We start from the raw sequence: 20,352 nt of genomic DNA on the forward strand, positions 1-20,352 counted from the left end.
GCTAGATGAGGGGGATGCCCCGGCTCGCCATGTTCGGCAGGGGGACGACGGTGGAGAGGCGGAAGCGGGGCTTGCCGTCCCGGGCGGCGGGGAGGAGGTGGTCCTCGGTGCTCGAGAGGAGCGGCGCGTCGACGAGGGTGTTCACCGCGCCGCCGCGCTTGAGCATCGGCCGCTGAGTCTGGGTCAGCAGGGTGAGGCGGACGGCGCGCACGTTGCCCCAGAGGGCCTCCGGCTGTCCGGGCTGGGTGGCCGCGGCCGTGGCGTTCGCTCGCTGGGCGGAGGAGTCCAGCTGGCAGGGAGCCAGGGCCCGGGCCTGGTAGAAGGGGATGGTCATCTCGTTGGAGCAGGGCTCGAGGCCCGCGTCGGTGAGGGCCGAGAGCACCGCGCTCTGGTTGGCGCCACCCGGGCGCCGAGCGGACTGCGCGGCCCCCGCGTCCTGACCCCAGACCGTGCCGTCCCGCATGATGTAGGCGGCCTGCAGGTCGCCCACGTTCGCCGAGACCACCTCCCAGTCGGTCCAGTCGATCTTGGCGTCCCCGTTGCGATCGAGGCTGCGGGAGAGCAGCAGGTAGCGGCGGCCGATGGCGTTGTCCTGGCGGACCATGAAGCGGTAGCGGTTGATGACGAAGGCCCGCGCCTGACCGGCGCCCAGGCAGGCGGCCGAGCCGGCCGCGTTGGACTGCTGGAAGGGATCGTCCGCCACCTCGGTGGTGAGGGAGACGGTGGTGTCGGTGGTCGCGAGGACGTCCGCGGCGGCGCGCAGGGTCACCAGGGTGTAGGTGTAGCCTCCGGGGCAGATGGCCAGGAGGACGGTCCCCGGCGGGAGCTTGGTCGCGCTGCCGTTGGCCTCGAGGGTGAGGCTGGTGGCGGAGGCGGCCGAGATCTGCCAGGCCTTGCCCCGCAGCATGGGGACGGCCTTGGTCGGGTCCGAGTCCGGCTTGGAGGTGTCGGGATCTTCGGCCAGGGCGAAGTAGTTGGGATCCCGGGCGGCGAAGAGGACGTCGTCGGAGCCCACGGCGGCGGTGTAGGTCGGGAAGCCCGGCGCGCCGAGGTTGTTGGTCAGGCAGATGCCGTTGTTCGCCTTGCAGTCCTCGTCGGGGCGGTGGGGGTCGAAGGCGATGAAGGGATCGACGCCGTAGCCGGCCTGGAGGAGCATCCGCTCGAGGACGGCGGTGCCGCGGCGGTTCTGCTGGCCCGCCTTGCGCTCGTGGCCGAGGTCGGCCTCCATCCGGTTGAAGGCCATCATGGCCGTGACGCCGCCGGCGACGACGAAGCCGGAGATCACCGTGGAGATCATCAACTCGACGAGGGTGAAGCCCGCCGCGCTGCGCATCTTCGAGTTCTTTCGCTGGGTCTGCATGATCGTCACCTCACTGCTGCGGGAGCACGAGCTTGCGGTTGGCGCGGTAGCCCACGACCGTGACGCGCTGGCGGATGCCCAGCGAGGGGTCCCGCCAGGTCACGACCACCCCGATCTTCTTGCCCGGGGAGACCGACTCACCCGGACGCGGCGGGTCGTCGACGACGATCCAGTTGCGGTTGAAGTCGTCCTTGCCGTCGTTGTTGAAGTCGAGGGTCGGGCGGTTGCCGGTGCCCTCGGTGAAGGTGCCGGCCGGGGCGTAGCCCACGAACTGCTGGTCTGCCGGGACGACCACGCCCATGAAGCTGCCAGTGTCGGCGTCGGGCAGATCGCCGCCGGAGTGGTCGAAGGTGCTGGCGGGCAGGTTGGTGTTGTCCATGCCCGCGAAGGTGCCGTTCTCGTCCATCAGGTCGGTGCCGTTGCTGGTGTGCGTGTCGACCAGGGCCGGGGCGTCGAAGGGCAGGCGCTCGAGGTAGTGGAGCAGGTCGTAGGCGATGGCCGTCGCCCGGTCCTTGCGCCGCCCGTCGCCGTCGCGCTTGGCGGCCACGTTGAGCATGCTGACCAGGCCGACCATGCCGACGCTCATCACGACGACGGCGATCATCACCTCGATCAGGGAGAAGCCGGCCTCCCGGCGGGAGGGGGACGAGTGCCTCTGCTTGGAATCACGCATCGTGGAAGATCTCCACCAGGCCGTAGGGAAGGGAGACGACGATGATGGTCTTCTCGCTGTTCTCTTCGAGGTTGCTCCGCCCGAGGATCAACGAGATGAAGCGGGCGTTGCCGTTGCCGGGCACCTCCACCTCGCCGTTGGCCTTGAAGCGGATCCAGGTCATCTGGTTGCTGCCCGTCACGGGGCAGCCCGTGGCCGAGAAGCCGTAGGTGGTGCAGCGGGGCTGGGTGGCGAGGACCACCGGGCGGTAGAAGCCGGGGATCTCGTTCATCGAGGGGCCCTTCACGTCCGTTCCCCGGTAGTACTTGACGCTCTCGTAGATCTCGCCCTTGGTCAGCAGGCGGTCGGTGCGCTTGCCGCCGTCGTCGTCGAAGTCGTCCCGGGGGTTTGCCGGATCGAAGCCCGCCCGGTCGAAGTTGCCGTTCCAGTCCTGGATGAGGACGTAGTGGTAGGGCGAGGTGCCGGAGTTCGGATCCTCGAGCCCCAGCCAGAGGTCGGCGTTCGAGGCCGCGGCGAGGCGGGGGGCCTGCCGGAAGATGGCGACCAGGTCGGCGATCGAGCGGGTCGCTCGCAGCCGGGGGGTCATCTGCCGGGCGCCGGCGATGGCCAGCCCGGCCATGATGCCCACGAGCGTGACGGTCACCATCAGCTCGATGAGGGTGAATCCGTGAGTGCGGCGGTCGGTGTTCATGGTCGAAAACCCTCCAAGCGGGGAGGAAGCGTTCAGCGTTCGAGAGCGCCGGCGGCCGGCAGCGCGCAGCGCTGGCCGGGGCCGAGCTCACAGATCAGGGTGTCGTCGGGGCCCAGCACGCGCGCCGAGCCGGTGAGCAGGTGGACGGTTACGTCGTGCCCGGCGGTGGCGGGCCGCCACTGCAGCTCGCTGCCCTCGGTGAGGCTGATGCGGACGCCGCCGGCGAAGGAGAGCACGCTCTCGGAGGTGGCGGTGAAGGTCTGGAGGGCGGCGGGGACCGGCACCCTGGCCGGCGCCAGCTCGAGCGCCTCGTGGCGGGTGGTCTTCGCCGGCGCGAGCTCGCGCTGCTCGGGGAGGCTGTGGGCGAAGGCGATGACCGAGAGGGTGACCACCAGCGCCGCGCCGGCGCCGAAGGCCGCCACCCGCCGCAGATCGGAGGGGCCGTGGTGCTTCGGCCGGGGGATGGGCACCGGCCGGTTGGCCTCGAGGGTGGTCACGGCCAGGGCCATGGCCAGGGCGCGCTCGGAGCGGCGGGGCTCGAGCGAGGGGACGGCGCTGGCCAGCTGGCCGAAGGTCGCGAGGTAGTCTCCGGTCTCCCGGCACTCGGCGCAGGTGGCGAGGTGCTGCTCGACCTTGATGGCCTCGGCGCTCTGCAGGCCCGCGGCCCGGCCCTCGAGGAGGGAGGTGACCTCCATGCAGGAGAGCAGGCTCATCGCTCACCCTCCCCCTGGCCGTGCTGGACCAGGCTGGAGAGCAGAGGATCCCGGCGGGCGCGCTTCACCAGCTCGCGGCGGGCGAAGAAGACCCGGGACTTGGTCGCGCTCAGGGTGGCCTCCATCAGCGCCGCGACCTCCGCGATGCTGCGTCCCTCGAGGACGTGGAGGACGAAGGCGATCCGCTTGCGCTCCGAGAGCGCCTCGAGGTGCTCGTAGAGGCGGCGGATGCCCTCGCGCTGGTCGGCCAGGAGCGGGCCGGGGCCCTGCCCGGGATCGCCCTCGGGCTCGGGGACCAGCTCGAGGGGGACCCGGCGCCGTGGCGCGCCCTGGCGCCAGTGCTGCCGGACGGTGCGGATCGCGATGCCTGCGAGCCAGGTGCGGACCGAGGCCTCACCGCGAAAAGCCGGGAAGGCCGCCACCGCGGCGAGGAGGACCTGCTGCAGCACGTCCTCGCGGTCGGGATCCGGACCGAGGAGGCGGGCGAGGAGCCGCTCGAGGACCGGCAGCTGCTCGCGGAAGACGCGCTCGAGCGCCGCGGGATCGCCCGCCCGGCAGGCCGCGAGGGTCTGGGGATCGGGCTCCTGGGGTGCTTTCCGGGGCAGGGGCATGGGAAGAGACGCGTCATCGTCACCGGTATTAGTGGAGTGGGGGGGCGATCCGGTTGAAACTTTTTTCCAACCCACTGAAATCACGGACGAATGCGCTACTCCCGAGCCTACCTCCCCGGCCCCCCGATCCACAAATTTCGGGTCCTCCCTTTAAAAGAGGAAGGAGACCCGGAGATCGGCCCGGAGGCGCACCTGCTCGTGGAGCAGGCTGCGGGTGCCCGCGGGGAGCACCGTGAGGGGCAAGAGCGGGATCTCGGCGGCCAGCCCGGTGCCCAGCTCGACCCGCCGGAGGCGGAAGCGGGCCTCCAGGCCGGCGGAGAGGTCGGCGGCCAGCTGCGCCTCGGGGGCCAGGTAGCCGTCCACCACCACCGCCTTGGCCTTCAGCTGCCCCACCCGCAGGGCCACCCGGGGCCCCACCAGGAGCAGGCGCTCGAAGGAGAGGTCGAGGGGCAGGAGGGCGGCGAGGTCGAGGAGCGCGTAGCGGCCCCGCAGCCAGATGCCCAGGTCGCCGGCCACGATCCGCTCGGCCGCGTCCACCGAGAGGGAGGCGCCGGCCAGCACCCGCAGATCCGAGAGCCAGGCGGGGCGGCGCAGCAGCTTCAGGTGACCGCGTAGCTCGGTGCCCACCGTGAAGTTCGCCCCGAGCTCGCCGCCGCCGAGGGCCACCTTCGGGGCCAGGGCGAAGGTGAGGGCGAAGGCCCGGTGGGGCCACCAGGCCAGGCCCTGGGTCTCGCAGACGGCGGTGGTGGGCTCGGGCAGGGGCGGGACCTCCGGAGTGCCGGGTCCGATGCCGCGCTCGCTCCCCGGGTCGGGGAGGGTGACCTTCGGCGGGCGCTTCAGCGCGGCGCGCAGCTTGGCGGCCAGGGCCGCCCAGCGCTTGCCCGGCTCGCGCTCCTCGCTCTCGAAGCGCTCCTCGACCATGTCCCCCACGTCTCCGGGGCGGGACATCACCAGCACCGCCCGGGGGGGCTCGCCCTCGGTCCAGGCCGCGGCCTTCTCCTTGCCCTCGGCGAGGAGCCGCCCGGCCTTCTCGGCGAAGGGCTGGGTGGTCTTGAAGACCCGGGGGCGGACCCCGGCCTCCCGTAGCGCCTGCACCAGCCCCTCCGGCGGGCCCGCCTCGGGGGCGAGGAGGAGCAGCCCCGGACCCCGCCGGGCCTCGGGGACCACCAGGGTCAGGTCCGCGCGGCTGACCGGATCCTTGCGCAGGCGCACCTGGACCGTCACCTCGTCCCAGCCGCCCAGGGAGACCGTCTCCGGGATCCGCACGGCCAGCAGCCCGCCGTCGAGCTCCTCGGGTTGCAGGAGCCCACCGGGCTCGGCCTGCAGCAGCAGGCGCTCCAGGCTGCTCTTCCCGCGGGCGTGGAGCCAGAAGCCCACCGGCGGAGTGTCCCCCTCCCCGCCGGAGGGGAGCATCCGGAGAGTGACCACCTTGTTCTGCGGTGGGGTGGGGAGCTTCATCGTCCGCCCCCGCCGGGCCCCGGTGGCGTCCTTGGCCCGGATGGTGGCCGTGTTCTCGCCGGGGCGCGCCGGGAGGCGCAGCTCGACCTCGCCCCTCTCGTCCGCGGTGAAGGGGCCCGCCGTGCGGCCGGCGATCTCGCCGTAGACCCGCGCGCCGGGGATGGTGTCGACCTTCACCCGCGCGATGCCCGAGAGGGGGACCTCGAAGGCCGCCAGGGCCTCACCGGTGGAGAGGGGCACCGAGGCCAGCATCAGCAGGTAGTGGGGGTAGCCCACCTCGGGCAGGGCGTAGTCGATGCGCCAGTGGCCATCTTCCTCGAGCACCGGCTCGCTGGCCGTGCCCGAGTTCACCGCCACCCGCACCGGGCCGGTGGTCTTCACCGGGCGGCCCTCGGCCTTGCCGTCGGCCGCCGGCAGCAGCAGGCGGAAGGTCGCCGTCTCGTTGCGGCGCAGCACGAGGTGGGAGGGCTTCGACTCCAGGCGCAGCTCGGCGGCGCTCTGCCCGTGGTGAGCGACCGGCTCCCGGTCGCGGGCGAACGCAGCAGTGGCGGGCAGGAGGACCGCCAGGATCCCCCCCAGGACGAACGACCTCATGACCCGCCGAGTATGGCGCAGAAGCCGACCCCGGGTCCAAGATCCCGCACGGCGGGAGGGAAGCGCAGTAGAGTCGAGCTCATGAGCATCGTCGTCCAGGCCTTCGAGCGCGACGAGGAGACCGGGGAGCGGCGGCCCGTGCGGGCTCTGCCGGCGCCTCCCCACGACGAGCTGGTGGGCATCGAGGCCACCCGCCACGCCCTCTGGGGCTCGGAGCTGATGCGCTCCCTGGGCTGCTCGATCCTGCCGCGGATCGCCACGGGGGCCGTCCGGGTCGAGGGCGAGGGGCTCGACCTCCTGGAGGCCGAGCTCTCGATCGTCGCGCGAGAGGTGGTGCGCCTGGCCACCGACAGCGAGCTGCGGGTGGACTACGTCGTGCGGCGGGTCGGCAACCTGCGGGAGGCCATCCGCCTGGCCCGGGAGGCCGGGGAGGGCGGGGGCATCCTCATCGAATGATCCCCCGCTGGATCACAGTTTTCTGACGGATCGTCCGGCGGCCGCCCGGGCGAGGAGCCCCTGCTTTCACGCACTTGGGGGGCTCGGGGGCGCTGGCACCGGCCTTGCGTCATCCGGACCGGGACTTCCTTTTCGAAGAGGGGATGAATCATGCTTCGTCTGTCGCGGATCGCTCTGGCTCTCGCCCTGTCCATCTCGGTGGTCGGCTGCTTCAAGGACTCACCGTGGCCCCCGGAGACCCACGCCATCGACGGGCTCTCCCTCGACGAGGCGCGGATCACCGCCCGGGTCGAGGGCTCGACGGCCACCGTCTCCCTGCCCCTCACCGCCACCAAGGGCGGGACGGTCAGCGGGAAGATCGTCCTGCAGCTGGTCGATCTCTCCGGTGAGAAGGACACCGTCGTCGGCGAGGCCGATCGCCGCTTCTCCCTCGCCGGAGGCAGCGAGCGCTTCGAGCTGGCCCTCCCGGGGGTGGACGCCGGCCTCGACCGCGAGGATCTGGCCCGCTACCTGATCCGCTACGAGATCCGCTCCGGCGGCGAGACCATCTTCGGCGGCCGCGACCTCTGGGTGGCCCTCTCCAAGGCCGAGCTGATCCTCCTGACCCCCACCGAGCTGGCCGCCGGGCAGCCCACTTTCGCCCGCGCCTTCGCCCGCGATCCGGCCTCGGGGCGGCCCCTCGAGGGGGCGCGCCTCACCCTGACCTTCGTCGACGCGGACGAGGTGGCCAGCACCCTCGCGACGGCCACCACCGACGCCGAGGGCCGGGCCAACCTCGCCATCGTCGCGCCGGAGGTCATCGCCACCGGCACCCTCGAGGCCCTGCTCGAGGCCGGCGAGCTGACCGCCGAGCTGAGGCAGCCCCTGCGGATCACCCGCCGGCAGACCGTGCTGCTGACCACCGACAAGCCCCGCTACCAGCCCGGCCAGACGATGCACCTGCGGGTGCTGGCCCTCGACGGCGACACCCGGGCCCCGGCCGAGGGGCGGGAGGTCCTCTTCGAGCTCCGCGACGCCAAGGGCAACAAGGTCTTCAAGCAGCGCCACACCGCCGACACCTACGGCATCGCCGCGACCAAGGTGCCGCTGGCCGACGAGCTGAACTTCGGCACCTGGATCCTCCAGGCCACCGTGGACGGAAGCACCGCCCAGCGGGAGCTCGTCGTCGAGCGCTACAGCCTGCCCAAGTTCAAGGTCACCCTCGAGACCGACGAGGGCTACTACCGCCCGGGTGACCGGGTGCAGGGCAGCGTCAGCGCGGCCTACTTCTTCGGGGAGCCCGTGGAGGGGCAGGTGCACCTCGAGGCGCAGATCGGCGCCGGTGAGGCGGCCACCACCCTCGCCACCGCCGACGGCGCGCTGATCGACGGCGGCTTCGCCTTCGACCTCCTCCTTCCCACCAGCCTCTCGGTCAGCCAGGCCGGCGGCGCCATCACCTTCGCCGCCCAGGTCACCGACACCGCGGCGCAGGTGGTGGACCAGAGCGCCACCCGGACCCTGACCGACGGCGACCTCGCGATCTTCGCCCACCCCGAGCACGCGCCCATCGCCGGGCTCGTGACCCCGCTCATCATCGCCGTCACCGAGCCCACCGGCGCGCCGGTCGTGGCCACGGTCGACGCCGGCACCTTCGGGACGGTGCAGACCGACGCCCGCGGCATCGCGACCCTGCAGCTGCCGGCCGGGAGCGAGGCGCTCCTCCTGAGCCTGACCGCCACCCACGCCGACGGGCGGCAGGCCACCACCTCCCTCGCCCTCCCCGAGCCCGCCGCGAGCGGCATCGTCGTGCAGACCGACGCCTCGATCTACCAGGTGGGCCAGACCCTGCGGGCCCAGATCCTCTCCGTCGGCGCGCCCGGCTCCGTCGCCCTCGACCTCGGCCGGGGCGGCCGCGCCCTCTCCCTGACCGAGGTCGCCCTCTCGGGCGGCCGGGGCAGCCTCGAGATCCCGCTGACCGCCGCCCACGCCGGCGCGCTCACCCTCGACGCCTCCTTCCCCGGCGACGGCGGAAAGATGGTGCGGGGCAGCCGGACGATCTTCGTCGACGCCGACGACGCGGTGGCGATCGAGCTGACCTCCCCGGCCCGCACCGCGCCGGGTGAGGCCACCCGGATCGACGTGCAGGTGCGCGACGCCCAGGGCGCCGGCATCCCCGCGGCCGTGGGCCTGGCCGTCGTCGACCCTGCGGTCTTCGCCCTCGGCGGCGCGCGCCCGGGCGCCGAGGCCTCCACCCTGGCCTTCGGCGCCGAGGTGCCCCGGAGCGTGGCCGGTCACGCCGCCTCCGAGATCCTCTCCGGTGACGCCGAGAGCCGCGAGGCCGCCAGCCGCCTCCTCTTCGCCGCCGGCCCGATGGCCTCGGCCTTCGGCATCGACCTCAACAGCTACCGGGCCGAGCTGGCCGGGGTGAAGGGGCTGGCCTCCCAGCGCTTCACCCGCACCACCGACGACCTCATCGAGAAGCTGCAGCGCGCCGCCGAGCGAGGGCTCTTCACCGAGGAGAACGCCGCCCGCTACGTGCCCTCCGTCGCCGGCCACACCGCCGACGCCTACGGCCAGCCCCTGCGCACCCGCAGCAGCGACCGCTGGAGCTACCGCTTCCTCGGCGCCGGTCCGGACGAGCTCTTCGACACCGCCGACGATCAGGAGCGCGCGGTCGACCTGTGGACCCTGCTCTACGGCAACGGCGGCTGGGGCTGGGAGGACGGCGACGCGGCCTTCGACGGCGCGGCGGGTCCGACCGCCGGGGGCGCGCCCGCCCCGAACGCCCGCGACGAGGGTGGCCTCGGCGGCAGCGCCGCGACGAAGGTGCGCTCGTACTTCCCCGAGACCCTCCTGGTGGAGCCCGCGCTGATCACCGACGCCAGCGGCGCGGCCAGCGTCGACCTCCTCGCCGCGGACACCATCACCACCTGGAAGATCGCGGCCACCGCCTCGACCCTCGACGGTCGCGTGGGGGGCGGCGAGGGCGACCTGAAGGTCTTCCAGGACTTCTTCATCGACGCCACCCTGCCGCCCACCCTCACCCGGGAGGACGAGCTGGAGATCCCCGTCGCCGTCTACAACTACCTGGAGCAGGACCTCCCGGTGACCGTCACCGCCCAGCCCGAGAGCTGGTACGAGCTCCTCTCGGCCGGCACCGCCACCGTCACCGTGCCCGCCGGCAGCGTCCGGGGCGTCACCTTCCGCATCCGCGCCCTGGGCGTGGGCGTGAAGGGCTTCTCGGTCGTGGCGAGCGGGGGCAGCGTCACCGACGCCATGCGCCGCACGGTCCTGGTGCAGCCCGGCGGCGAGCCCATCGACAACGGCCTTTCCGGCCGCATCGAGCCGGGCACCGTCGGCGGCAGCGTGACCTTCCCGGTCACCGGCATCGCGGGCGGCAACAAGCTCTCGGTGAAGATCTACCCGGGGGTGATGGCCCAGACCGTCGAGGGCATGGACGCCATCCTCTCCGAGCCCCACGGCTGCTTCGAGCAGTCCACCTCCACCACCTGGCCCAACGTCATGGTCGCCGAGTACATGCAGGCCAGCGGCACCGGCAGCCCCGAGACCATGGAGAAGGCGATGACCTTCATCCAGAAGGGCTACCAGATGCTGGTGGGCTACGAGTCGCCCAGCGGCGGCTTCAACTGGTGGGGCAACGACGAGCCGGGCAACAAGATCCTCACCGCCCTGGGCATCCTCATCCTCGAGGACATGAAGTCGGTGATCGAGGTCGAGCAGGCCATCATCGACCGCCACGCCGCCTGGCTGGCCGCGCAGCAGGCCGCCGACGGCTCCTGGCCCAAGGGCGACGCCCTCCACATGGGCAACGACTTCCTCTCCGAGGACCCTGCAACCGTCACGGCCTTCGCCATCGAGGCCCTCTCGGCGGCCGGCGGCCAGGAGGGCGCGGTCAGCCGTGGCCTCTCCTACCTCGAGGGCCGGCTGGCGAGCGGCATCGACGCGCCCTTCACCCTGGCGGCGGTCAGCCGCAGCCTCTCCCGCGCGGGCAGCAGCCAGGCCGGCGTGGCGCTGGCCTCGATGTACGAGGGCGCCTCGGTGGACGCCGAGGGGCACTTCAGCTGGAGCGGCCCCGGCAACCAGTCCTGGAGCGGCGCCTCCGGCAGCAGCGCCGGCATCGAGACCACCGCCGTGGCGGCCCAGGCCTTCCTCGCCGGCGGCTCCTACCTCGACGCCGCCGAGGGCGCGCTGGGCTTCCTCGCCAAGAGCAAGGACTCCCTGGGCACCTGGAGCCAGACCCAGGCCACCGTCCAGGCCCTGCGCGCCTTCACCGCCAGCGTGCGGGGGGCGGGCGCCCCGGCCGTGAACGGCACCATCGAGGTGCTGGTGGACGGCATCGTGGTGGGCACCGCCATCGTCGATCCCGACACCTCCGACGTGGTGCGCCTCCTCGAGCTCTCCGAGCACGCCACCCCCGGTGATCACACCGTCGAGCTGCGCTTCGCCGGCACCGGTCAGCTGATGTACCAGGTCGTCGGCCTGCACCACCTCGACTGGGGCGCCGGCCGCGCCGCCGGCGGGGTGGCCGTCGAGGTCAGCCACGGGCTGCAGACCCTCTCGGTGGGTGAGGTCGATCCGGTCTCGGTGACGGTCACCAACACCACGGCCAGCGACGCCGATCAGATCCTGGTGAAGGTGGGCCTCGCCCCGGGCATGGTGCCGGTGGCGGACGACCTCACCGCCATGGTGCAGACCGGGCGCATCTCGCGCTTCGAGACCAGCGCCACCGGCGTGGTGCTCTACCTCCACAAGCTCGAGCGCAACGCCAGCGAGACCTTCAGCTTCGGCGCGATGCCCACCCTGGCCGGTGAGCTCGAGGCGCCGGCGACCGAGGCCTACGGCTACTACATGCCGCAGGAGAAGGCCGTGTCGCCGCCGGTGGCCTTCGTGGTGACCGCGCCCTGACGAGGCACGCCGTGCGCGGGCTCGCTCTCTGCCTGGGAGGCCTCTTCCTCGCCGCGCTCTGCGGGGCCTGCGGTGAGGACCTGGCGCCCGTGACGCCCGGCCTGCTCCAGGGGCGCGCGACGCCCCACTTCGGGGGCGCGGGCGACCAGCGCTCCCCGGCGCTGGGCCACGGCCTGCTGGCCTTCGTGGACTACGCGGACGACAGCACCGGCGGCTGCGAGAACGAGGACGGCGATCCCGACTGCGCGGGCCTCTTGCGGGTGGTGAGCCTGGAGGACGGCGCGGAGGTGGGGCGCGCCGAGGTGGCCGACCCCCGGATCGCCGTGGGCGAGGGCTTCGTGGTCTGGATCGATCGCACCGACGCCCGCGGCTACGGCAGCGGGCGGGTCTTCCTCCTCTGGCTGGAGAGCGGGCACGTCGAGCGCCTCGATCAGGATGACGCCTGGATCGAGCGGGCGGCCGCGCCGGTGGTGGACGGGCACCGGGTCGCCTGGGCCCAGCGCTGGCCCTACGGGACCGTGCGGATCCTCGACCTCGAGACCCGGCAGCACCAGGACCTCGTCCGCCAGCAGCTCTCCGGCGGGGTCTTCTTCGACCTCGCCGACGAGGCGGTGGCCTGGCAGACCTACGACCGCAGCGACTGGCGTCCGCGGATCGCGCTGCAGTACCTCGAGGAGAGCGAGCCGAGGCTCTTCGATCCCGCCCCCGAGCACTCCATCAGCGGGGCGCCGGCCCTGGCGCCCGGCCGGGTGGTGTACCGGGAGCAGCCCTGGAGCTGCCCCGGGGACGATCCGGTCTGTGGGGCGCGCCTCGTGATCGAGGACCTGCGCGGCGCCGGTCGTCGACGGATCGAGCGGCCGGGGATCTCCCGCCTGGGGCCGGTGGTGATCGGCGAGGCCGAGGTCTTCTGGCTCGACTCCAGCGAGGGCCCCTACGCCCTCTGGGGAGCCCCGCTCACCGAGGGCGCCCCGCGCCGGATCACCCCCGAGGGAGAGCGCCTCTCGGTGAGCGAGCCCATCGCCACCGACGGCGACTGGGTGGCCTGGGCCAGCTTCGGAGAGGAGGACTTCGACCTCCACACCGGCCGCCTGCGCCCCCTGCCCTGAAGCTCAGAGCATCCCGTTCTCGTGGGCCGGCTGGCCGGGGACGGCCTCCCAGACGTTCCAGTGCTCGACGACGAGCCCGGCCTCGAGGCGGAAGAGATCGTAGATCACGACGGCCGTGCCCTCGAGGGTGCCGTGGCACTGGGTGAGCACGAGGTCGCCCTCGCCGATCACCCGCTCGAGGCGCGTGTGGACGAGGGGGCCGAGGTCGAGATCCCGGGCCCAGGCCGCCGGCCCGTCGTCGAGGCGCGGGTCGTGCTGGATCAGCTCGTCCGAGACGAAGTGGGCCACGACCTCCCGGCGCTCGATCAGCACCTCGTCGACGAAGCGCTGGATCCGCAGCCGGTTCTCGACGCTCTGCTCCCGGTCGCGCACCTCCACCGGACCCTCGAGGAGGCCCCGCCGGCCCGCGGCCTCGTCCGGAGGGTCGCGCTCGAGCATCCGGGCGCTCCAGTGCTCGACCAGCTTGCCCTCGCGCAGGCGGAAGACGTCGAAGCGCGCGGCGCGCTCTCCCCCGGGGAGGCTCTCCTCGCTGTGCGCGGCGACGTAGGGCGGGTCATCGAGGGTCCGCAGCACCCGCAGCGAGGATCGCGCCCCGGGCGGGTGGGTGGCGAGCCCGGCGACGTGCCCGAGGATCCCCGCGGGCCCGTCGGGCAGGCCGGGATCGTGCTCGGTGTAGGTCTCGCCGAGGAGGGCGGCGACCACCTCGGGCCGCGCCTGCCCGAGGCCCTCCTCCAGGACGAGGCGCAGGGCCTCGCCCGGCGAAGGATCGGAGGGGACCGGCGGCGAGGCCACCGGCCGGGGCGCGACCGGCGGGTCCGCCACCCGCGGCGTCGAGGTGCAGGCGCTCGCAACCGCCAGCAGCGACAGGAGGAGGGACCGCTTCATGGGGTCCAGGTTGCGTCACCTCGCCCACCCTGACAACGGGTGTAAACTCTCCCCGTCATGAGCATCACGCCGAAGAGCCGCCTCCCCCACGCCGATCGCCTCCTGGTCATCCTCTCGGACATCGAGATGGGGGCCGGGGGGCTCTACGACGACTTCCCGCACTCCGACTGGCTCGGTGAGCTGATCGCCACCTACTCGCAGGCCCCCTACGAGGGCCTGCCGGTGGATCTGATCTTCAACGGCGACACCTTCGACCTGCTCAAGACCGCCTACCTCGGCGGGCACCCGCGGCACGTCACCCGGGACGTCGCGATGGGGAAGATGGCCTCCATCGCGGCGGCGCACCCCCTCTTCTTCTCCGCGGTCCGGGCCTTCCTTGCCGGGGGCAGCGAGAAGGCGCCGCGCCAGGTCGTCTTCCTCGAGGGCAACCACGACGCCGAGCTGCGCTTCCCGGAGGTCCATGCCTTCGTGCGCAGCCTCTGCGGGAGCCCCGAGCAGGTGCACTTCCCCGGGCTCGAGCACTCGGTCGGGCGGGTGCAGATCGAGCACGGGCAGCAGCAGGACGCGATGTTCCGGATCGATCCCGAGAAGCCGCTCATCGAGTACGAGGGGAAACAGATCCTCAACCTCGCCTGGGGCTCGGCGGCGCTCCTCGACACCGTGATCCCGATGCAGCCGCTCCTGCACTTCCACGACCGGCTCAAGCCGAAGAACGAGGTCTTCGATCTCCTGCCGGACGTGAAGGAGTACCTGGTCGGCAGCTTCTGGGACTACTGGACCCGGGACTACTGGACCGGCTTCTGGAGCACCAAGGACCCCACCAAGAAGCTCACCTGGACCATGCTCAAGGAGGTGGTCTGGCGGCTGGGCTCCAAGGAGGTCGAGGTCGAGAGCGAGGAGGACGCCCAGAAGCTCCTGGCCGTGGAGGGTGACTTCGACCTCTACGTCCGCGGCCACCTCCACGAGGCGCGGATCCGCACCCACGGTCACCGCAAGCTCGTGGTCGCCGGCTGCCTGCGCAACGAGTACATGATGCTCGAGGAGGGCAAGCGCCTCCACCCGGTGCCCAAGAGCTACGTCGAGGTCTGGCTGCGCGAGGGCGCGCCGGTGGTCTCGAACCTCGTCGAGCTCGAGGCCCCGCCCGCGCCCGCGGGCTACGTCCCGGACTCGATCTTCGACGTCGTCCCCGAGGTGCAGCGCCTCCTCGCCGAGCGGGAGGCCGCCAAGGAGCACAAGGAGGCCGACGCGGCCATGCAGGCGCAGGAGAAGAAGGAGGCCAAGGAGGCCAAGAAGGCCGGCTAGGGCAGGCGGTAGTGGAGGGAGAGCTCCACGTAGTCGGTCATCAGCCAGGCGTCGGTGGTGCCGCCCTGGCCCTCCGGGACGGTCCGCAGCGCCACCGTTCCGTCGGTGAAGTGCTGCCGCACGGCGGTATCGCCGGTCACCGAGAAGGTGAGGGTCGCCGGGCTGGTCGGGGTCGCGGGATCGGAGCTCCGGGGCACCCAGGCCTGCTGGCGGACGTCCCAGACCTCGAGGGAGATCCCCGGCAGGCTCGCGCCCGCGCCGTCCTCGCCGAGGCCACCGCCGATCACCGTCCCGGAGAGCGAGACGAAGGAGGCGCCGGTGCCGGCGCGTGCCTCCCGGACGGCGAAGCTCGCCAGGTGGCTCGGTCGCTGGCCCGCCCGGCTCGGCAGGGTCCAGGTCTCCAGGGGCCCACCACCCTGCGAGGCGACGGTCATCACCGTCTCCCCTCGGACCTCGTCGTGCACCGCCGCGACGTTCCCGAGGATCGTGGGCTGGTTCAGGACCGAGAGGGGCTGCCAGTTCCCGGTCTCGAAGCTCCAGGGCTGGGAGGGGGCCGGCCATCCGCCCAGGAGGAGGGCGCGGCGGGCGGCCCGGTCGGTGACGAGCTGCCAGCTCCAGTCGTGGCCCGGCGCGTTGGTCGTGAGGATCTGGCTCCAGCTGCTCCCGTCCCAGGCCCAGGTCTCATCCGTCGGCGTGTTGTTCCAGTCGGTGGCGCCGAAGATGATCACCTGCTGCAGGACCGGATCCCAACCCAGCGTCGCACCTTGAGAGGCGACGCCCGAGCCGCCGGGGACGCGCTGGCTCCAGTCCCCGCCGTCGAAGACCCAGGTCTCGTCGAAGGAGGTCCCGGCGATGAGGACCACCTCGCCCGCGACCTCGTCGTAGGCCATCCCGGTGTTGTTGAAGTTCACCGGGTTGGTGGTGAGCTCGGGCGAGCTCCAGTTCGCGCCGTCCCAGGTCCAGATGTCGGAGGTCGCGGGCATCCCCTGGTGGCCGCCGAAGAGGAGGAGCTGCTGCCGGGCGGCGTCGTAGACCAGCTCGGCGTCGGCCCGCGGCGGGGGCGAGCTGGCCGGGTAGGCCTGGCTCCACGCCGTGCCGTCCCAGCGCCAGGTCTCGTTCAGGTAGGTGCCGAGCGAGTCGATCCCTCCGAAGAGGATGACCTCCTGCCGGGCGGCGTCGTAGGCGAGGTTGTAGCTGTAGTAGCCGTCCCGGACGGGGGCCGCGCTCGAGCCGAGCCGGCGCCACTGGGAGCCCGAGAGCCGCCAGGTGTCGTCCCGATCGGCCTCGCCGTCGTAGCCGCCGCTCAGGATGATGCTCTTGCCGTCCCAGGAGGCGGCCGCGTATTCGAGGGTCGTGGGGTTGCCGGCCAGGAGGGGGCTCCAGGCCGCGCCGTTCCACTCCCAGGCGTCCCCGAGGAGGAACCAGCCGGCGTCCTCGCCACCGAAGACGAGGGTCGTGCCGCGCACCGGATCCCAGGCCATGCCGTGACGGGAGCGCGCGGAGGGGCCGGGGGCGGGGTTGGGCGCGAGCCAGTCGACGCCGTTCCACTCGAAGACCGTGGAGGTCCCGGTGAAGGTCTCGTCCTGCCCGCCGAAGACCACGACGCGGCTCCGCGCCCAGTCGGTGGCCATGGTGTGGTAGCGGCGAGCCGGCCCCGGGGTCGCGGGGGTGATCTCCTGCCACTCGACGCCGGTCCACTCCCAGAGGTCCGAGGCCAGCTCGCTGGTGCCGGACGGCAGGTAGCGGCGGCCGCCGTGGATCAGGACCTTGCCGCGCACCGGATCGAAGGCGGCGGTGTGGCCGTACCGTGGTGGAGGGGAGACGGCCGGCTGGAACTCTCGCCACCGCTCGCCGTCCCACTCCCAGGTGTCGTCCAGGGTGTCCGCGGCGTCTCCGCCGAAGACGACGGTCCGCGCGCGGATCGGATCGTAGGCCATGGCGAAGTAGGCCCGGGCCGGCGGGCTGAGCGAGGGCGAGCGCCGGGTCCAGCTCACGCCGTCCCACTCCCAGGTCTCGGCCAGCGGCCCGAGCTGATCCCGGCCGCCGAAGGCCACCACGCGCCGCCGGTTCGAGTCCCAGACCATGGCGTGGGCGTGCCGGGCCGGGAGGCGCGCCCCGGGTGAGCGCAGCTCCCAGGCCGGCGTGGCGGTCGAGAGCACGCCGGTCCCGTCCGCCGCCTTGAGCTCCGCGTCGCCGTGATCGATCGGGTGCAGGGCGTCCCAGGCGAGCGGCCCCGAGCGATCGTCGGGCAGGGCGCTGAAGCGGTTGGGGTTCGAGATCGGATCCTGGGGGATCTCGCCGATGAGGGTGGCCGTCCAGATCACGTCGCGCACCCGCGCCGGGTCCGAGGCGTTGCCGGCCGGATCGACGAAGGTCAGCCAGAGCTCGGGCCGATCGGTGGGGATCAGGGAGAAGGCGGCGATGCTGCCGTCGGCGCCGCTCGGGGTCCGCCCCATCTCGCCGCCGCTGCCGTCGCCGGCGGTCGAGGTGATCACGGTGCCCGGACCCTCGACCGCGCCGGCGCCTCCGGAGAGCCGCATCCGCACGGCGCCGCCGCTGGCCTGAGTGCCCCAGGGCTCGCGCTCGAAGACGATCCGGCCCGGGGTGTCCACGTCGGGCGGCGCGGGCCGGGTCGTGTCCACCTCCAGCGGGCTCGCGCCCGAGAGCGCGAGGAGCCCGACGTTGCCGACCGTGTCCCGGACCGTGGCGACGAGGGCGTGGGCGCCGTCGAGGGCCTCGGCCGCCGAGACCGTGAGCGACTGGACGAAGCTCGTGGTCAGCCCGGAGACCGGGGTGAAGAGCTTGCCCGCGGGCCCGAGCCTGACCTCGGGGGTCGCGCCGACCGGCTCGTCCACCGTGAAGGAGACCCGGGCCTCGCCTCCCTCCCCGAGGGCGGTGACCCTGCCGATCGGGGACGAGGGGGCCGGGAGGAGCTGCAGCTGATCGGTGCCGGGAACCAGGCCGGGCGGCGTGAAGTCGAAGATCGTGCTGGTGCTCACGAAGGTGAAGTTCCCCGCCGGATCGACGGCGCGGACCTCGACCGCCACCGAGCCCTCCGGCTCGGTGCCGTCCAGCCCGAGGGTGCAGGCGTAGCTGGCCGTCGCCGGCTGCCAGGCGCCGCAGCTCATCGGCGTCCCGGCGACCAGGACCAGGAGGGAGGCCTCCGGATCGTCGAGGCTCTCCGGGATCCCGAAGGTGACGGTCACCTGTTCGTAGGGGGCCACCGCGCTGTAGCGCGGCCGGTCGGTGGTGAGGTCCGTGATCGCGGGGGCGATCCCGTCCAGCAGGAGGGGCGCCAGATCGAGCGGGACCATGACGTTGCCGGCCCGGTCGGCGGCGCCTTCGAGGCGCAGCTGGGTCGGACCGTCGGCGCCCTGCGGGACCGGCAGGCTGAAGGAGGCGATGGAGCCCTCGAGGGGGCTGGCGGTGAAGACGAGCGGGGGACCACCGTCGTCGGGCACGGCGCGCAGCGAGGGGGCCTGACCCAGGAGCTCGGAGAAGGCGACCGAGACCCGCACGACGTCACCCGGCCCGGCGACCGTGTGGCTCACCACGTTCGTGGTCACGGTCGGGATCGTGAAGTCGACGACCAGCTCACCGATGCGCGCATCGCGCAGCACGTTGCCCGCGACGTCCCGGGCGGTGAGGTGGAGCGTGCGCTCGCCCTCGGGCTCGCTGCCGTCGGGCGTGAGGTGGGCCGTCCAGGTCTGGGCGTCGCTGCCGGCCTCGACGGTCCAGAGATCGGAGAGGGGCCCGGCGCCGCTCCGGCTCTCGACCGCCGGTGGGGCGGCGAGGGGCTCGGAGAAGACCAGCTCGACGAGGGTCTCGGCGCCGGCCCGCACCTCGGCGGGGGTCGGAAGCGAGGGCGTCACCCGGGGAGCGGTGAAGTCCAGGAGGATCGTGCCGGCCGAGAGATCCCGGGCGGGCAGCCCCGAGGCGTCGACGAGGTCGGCCAGCAGGGGGTGGGGGCCGGCTGACTCGCTGCCGTCGGCGACGTGGGAGTAGCGATAGTGCAGCGCGGCGCGATCGGTGCCGCTCTCGTCGACCTGCCAGAAGACCTCCCGCCCGCCGCTGGTCTCGAGCCGCACGACGGGGTCCTGCCGCAGCGGCTCGGAGACCTCGAAGTCGATGGTGAAGAGGGTGTCGAGGGTCCCGCTCGGGGGCGCGATCGCCGGCGTGCCGGTCAGGGCCGGAGGGGTCGTGTCCTCCCGGCCTCGGGGCACGCAGAGCCGGGAGCTCTCGTTGCAGGACCAGTCGGGGGGACAGTCACTCTCGGTCGCACACCGGATCGCCGAATAGGGCTCTTCCTCCGGGGCCTCGACGGTCGCGTCGAAGCCACAGGCGCCGAAGAGGAGAGTCGAGGCGAGTGCGCCGAGAACCCGAGGGAGCGACGGCATTCTCATGGCCGCGATGATAGCACGCAGTCAGAGCTGGGCTGACCGGGAGAGTCCGGCGCCGTGGCGCTTCAGGCCGCGCTCTGCAGCGCGGGAGCCTCCTCTTCCTCCGGCTCAGGATCTGGCGGGAGCAGGCGCGAGCGAAGCAGCTGGGTGGCGCGCTCGGCCTCGGCGGTGGGGACCAGCAGCTCGACCGGGACGTAGGGGCCGAAGAAGTTGAGCAGCACCCGGTGGCCGAAGGCCCGGGGGTAGGCGGGGATGCCCTCCCCCTCGAGGAGGGCGAGGACCGGCAGCACCGCGTAGACCCGGTGCAGGGGCCAGACCCGCGCCACCGCTCCGTGGCGGCGGCGGAAGGCCCACTCGCCCGCGAGATCCCGGGCGATGAGCACGGCGATCATCACCAGCAGCGATCCGAGGGTGGCGTGGAGCATCGAGGTGGTGTTGCCCACCACGTTCGCCGCCAGGTAGGCGCCGAAGAAGAGGAGGCTCGCGAGGGTGCCGCGGGCCATCAGCCGGCCGGCCTCCTCCTCCAGGGGAGTGAGGCCGGCGTTCGGCAGGGGATGACGCCCGACCCGCAGCCCGGTGGCCGGGAGCGCGTGGCGCCGGGTCTCGAGCCCCCACCAGCCCAGCCAGCCGGTGAAGGCGGCCAGGCCCAGCGCGATCAGCGGATCGGCGAGGGGCAGGACGCCTGCCCGGGCGAGCTCGAGGGCCTGGACGCCGAAGTCGTGGAGGAGCCAGAGGACGCTCCAGCCGATGAGCACCGAGAAGCCGTTGCCCAGCCCGTGCCGCTCCACGAGCCAGGTGCCGGCCCAGAGCAGCATCGTCGTGGCCGTCAGGGTGCAGATCACCAGCAGCCGGAAGCCCCAGCCCGGCTCGGTGACGACCGGGTAGGGGAGCTCCCAGCCGCCGAGGCTCTCGAGGTAGAGGGCGATGCCGTGGGCCTGCAGGGCCGCCGTGGCCAGGCTGACCCAGCCCACCACCCGCGTGAGCCGGGCGCGGCCGGCCGGCCCGCCCGTGCGAAGCCGGTCCCAGCCCGGCACCAGCGCGGCCAGGCACTCGACGATCACGTGGGCCGAGATCACCGGCATCAGCCCCACCGCCACGATGCTCACCATCGCGAAGGTCTCGGAGGTGGAGCGGGCGAAGAGGCCGGCCAGCCCCGTCGCGCCCTCGCCCGCCACGCCCAGGAGCGTCTCCATCGCGG

General features: G+C 73.0%; 13 protein-coding genes. 4 read left to right on the top strand and 9 right to left on the bottom strand.

Going from position 1 to position 20,352, the window contains the following annotated elements; genetic code table 11:
* Nucleotide 1: 1 nt before the first annotated feature.
* From P1V51_11180 to P1V51_11205, 6 genes are all read right to left on the bottom strand, one after another.
* Complete coding sequence (locus P1V51_11180; protein MDF1563599.1) at nt 2–1,360, bottom strand: prepilin-type N-terminal cleavage/methylation domain-containing protein; 1,359 nt, start codon at nt 1,358–1,360, stop codon at nt 2–4.
* 10 nt (nt 1,361–1,370) lie between these two features.
* Entirely contained in the window at nt 1,371–2,033 is a 663-nt protein-coding gene (locus P1V51_11185; protein MDF1563600.1) for a prepilin-type N-terminal cleavage/methylation domain-containing protein, read from the bottom strand.
* Nucleotides 2,026–2,724 carry a prepilin-type N-terminal cleavage/methylation domain-containing protein gene (locus P1V51_11190; protein ID MDF1563601.1) on the bottom strand — a complete coding sequence of 233 codons (699 nt, stop codon included), beginning with the start codon at nt 2,722–2,724 and terminating at the stop codon, nt 2,026–2,028. Before P1V51_11190 ends, P1V51_11185 begins: the two co-directional genes overlap by 8 nt.
* Before the next feature lie 32 nt (nt 2,725–2,756).
* Complete coding sequence (locus tag P1V51_11195; GenBank protein MDF1563602.1) at nt 2,757–3,437, bottom strand: hypothetical protein; 681 nt, start codon at nt 3,435–3,437, stop codon at nt 2,757–2,759.
* Entirely contained in the window at nt 3,434–4,048 is a 615-nt protein-coding gene (locus P1V51_11200) for an RNA polymerase sigma factor (protein ID MDF1563603.1), read from the bottom strand. The genes P1V51_11195 and P1V51_11200 overlap by 4 nt, the downstream gene beginning before the upstream one ends.
* A gap of 150 nt (nt 4,049–4,198) precedes the next feature.
* On the bottom strand, nt 4,199–6,100 hold the full coding sequence (locus tag P1V51_11205; protein MDF1563604.1) for a hypothetical protein: 1,902 nt from the start codon (nt 6,098–6,100) through the stop codon (nt 4,199–4,201).
* A gap of 81 nt (nt 6,101–6,181) precedes the next feature.
* Between P1V51_11205 and P1V51_11210 the strand changes: the two genes are divergently transcribed.
* The 3 genes from P1V51_11210 to P1V51_11220 all read left to right on the top strand — a co-directional run bounded on the left by P1V51_11210 (nt 6,182) and on the right by P1V51_11220 (nt 12,567).
* Nucleotides 6,182–6,556 (top strand): hypothetical protein, encoded by a 375-nt coding sequence (locus tag P1V51_11210; protein MDF1563605.1) that lies wholly within the window; start codon nt 6,182–6,184, stop codon nt 6,554–6,556.
* A 150-nt stretch (nt 6,557–6,706) separates the two neighbouring features.
* On the top strand, nt 6,707–11,461 hold the full coding sequence (locus tag P1V51_11215; protein ID MDF1563606.1) for an alpha-2-macroglobulin family protein: 4,755 nt from the start codon (nt 6,707–6,709) through the stop codon (nt 11,459–11,461).
* Nucleotides 11,462–11,472: 11 nt separating this feature from the next.
* On the top strand, nt 11,473–12,567 hold the full coding sequence (locus P1V51_11220; protein ID MDF1563607.1) for a hypothetical protein: 1,095 nt from the start codon (nt 11,473–11,475) through the stop codon (nt 12,565–12,567).
* A 3-nt stretch (nt 12,568–12,570) separates the two neighbouring features.
* On the opposite strand, the gene P1V51_11225 is transcribed toward P1V51_11220, so the two are convergent.
* Nucleotides 12,571–13,452: a hypothetical protein gene (locus P1V51_11225; protein MDF1563608.1), complete on the bottom strand. Its 882-nt coding sequence runs from the start codon at nt 13,450–13,452 to the stop codon at nt 12,571–12,573.
* A gap of 57 nt (nt 13,453–13,509) precedes the next feature.
* Between P1V51_11225 and P1V51_11230 the strand changes: the two genes are divergently transcribed.
* Entirely contained in the window at nt 13,510–14,754 is a 1,245-nt protein-coding gene (locus P1V51_11230; protein MDF1563609.1) for a hypothetical protein, read from the top strand.
* Here the strand turns inward: P1V51_11230 and P1V51_11235 are convergent.
* On the bottom strand, nt 14,751–19,157 hold the full coding sequence (locus P1V51_11235; protein MDF1563610.1) for a hypothetical protein: 4,407 nt from the start codon (nt 19,155–19,157) through the stop codon (nt 14,751–14,753). The genes P1V51_11230 and P1V51_11235 overlap by 4 nt on opposite strands.
* Before the next feature lie 62 nt (nt 19,158–19,219).
* Complete coding sequence (locus P1V51_11240) at nt 19,220–20,347, bottom strand: hypothetical protein (GenBank protein ID MDF1563611.1); 1,128 nt, start codon at nt 20,345–20,347, stop codon at nt 19,220–19,222.
* Nucleotides 20,348–20,352: the final 5 nt, after the last annotated feature.

The sequence above is a fragment of the Deltaproteobacteria bacterium genome (assembly GCA_029210625.1).
GTDB lineage: Bacteria > Myxococcota > Myxococcia > SLRQ01 > SLRQ01 > JARGFU01.

What these genes read in the sequence shown, in the direction of transcription:
- P1V51_11190 (MDF1563601.1), bottom strand. Translation starts at nt 2,724, where the DNA reads ATGAACACCGACCGCCGCACTCACGGATTCACCCTCATCGAGCTGATG.
- P1V51_11185 (MDF1563600.1), bottom strand. Translation starts at nt 2,033, where the DNA reads ATGCGTGATTCCAAGCAGAGGCACTCGTCCCCCTCCCGCCGGGAGGCC.
- P1V51_11240 (MDF1563611.1), bottom strand. Translation starts at nt 20,347, where the DNA reads ATGGAGACGCTCCTGGGCGTGGCGGGCGAGGGCGCGACGGGGCTGGCC.
- P1V51_11200 (MDF1563603.1), bottom strand. Translation starts at nt 4,048, where the DNA reads ATGCCCCTGCCCCGGAAAGCACCCCAGGAGCCCGATCCCCAGACCCTC.
- P1V51_11225 (MDF1563608.1), bottom strand. Translation starts at nt 13,452, where the DNA reads ATGAAGCGGTCCCTCCTCCTGTCGCTGCTGGCGGTTGCGAGCGCCTGC.
- P1V51_11235 (MDF1563610.1), bottom strand. Translation starts at nt 19,157, where the DNA reads ATGAGAATGCCGTCGCTCCCTCGGGTTCTCGGCGCACTCGCCTCGACT.
- P1V51_11195 (MDF1563602.1), bottom strand. Translation starts at nt 3,437, where the DNA reads ATGAGCCTGCTCTCCTGCATGGAGGTCACCTCCCTCCTCGAGGGCCGG.
- P1V51_11210 (MDF1563605.1), top strand. Translation starts at nt 6,182, where the DNA reads ATGAGCATCGTCGTCCAGGCCTTCGAGCGCGACGAGGAGACCGGGGAG.
- P1V51_11180 (MDF1563599.1), bottom strand. Translation starts at nt 1,360, where the DNA reads ATGCAGACCCAGCGAAAGAACTCGAAGATGCGCAGCGCGGCGGGCTTC.
- P1V51_11215 (MDF1563606.1), top strand. Translation starts at nt 6,707, where the DNA reads ATGCTTCGTCTGTCGCGGATCGCTCTGGCTCTCGCCCTGTCCATCTCG.
- P1V51_11205 (MDF1563604.1), bottom strand. Translation starts at nt 6,100, where the DNA reads ATGAGGTCGTTCGTCCTGGGGGGGATCCTGGCGGTCCTCCTGCCCGCC.
- P1V51_11230 (MDF1563609.1), top strand. Translation starts at nt 13,510, where the DNA reads ATGAGCATCACGCCGAAGAGCCGCCTCCCCCACGCCGATCGCCTCCTG.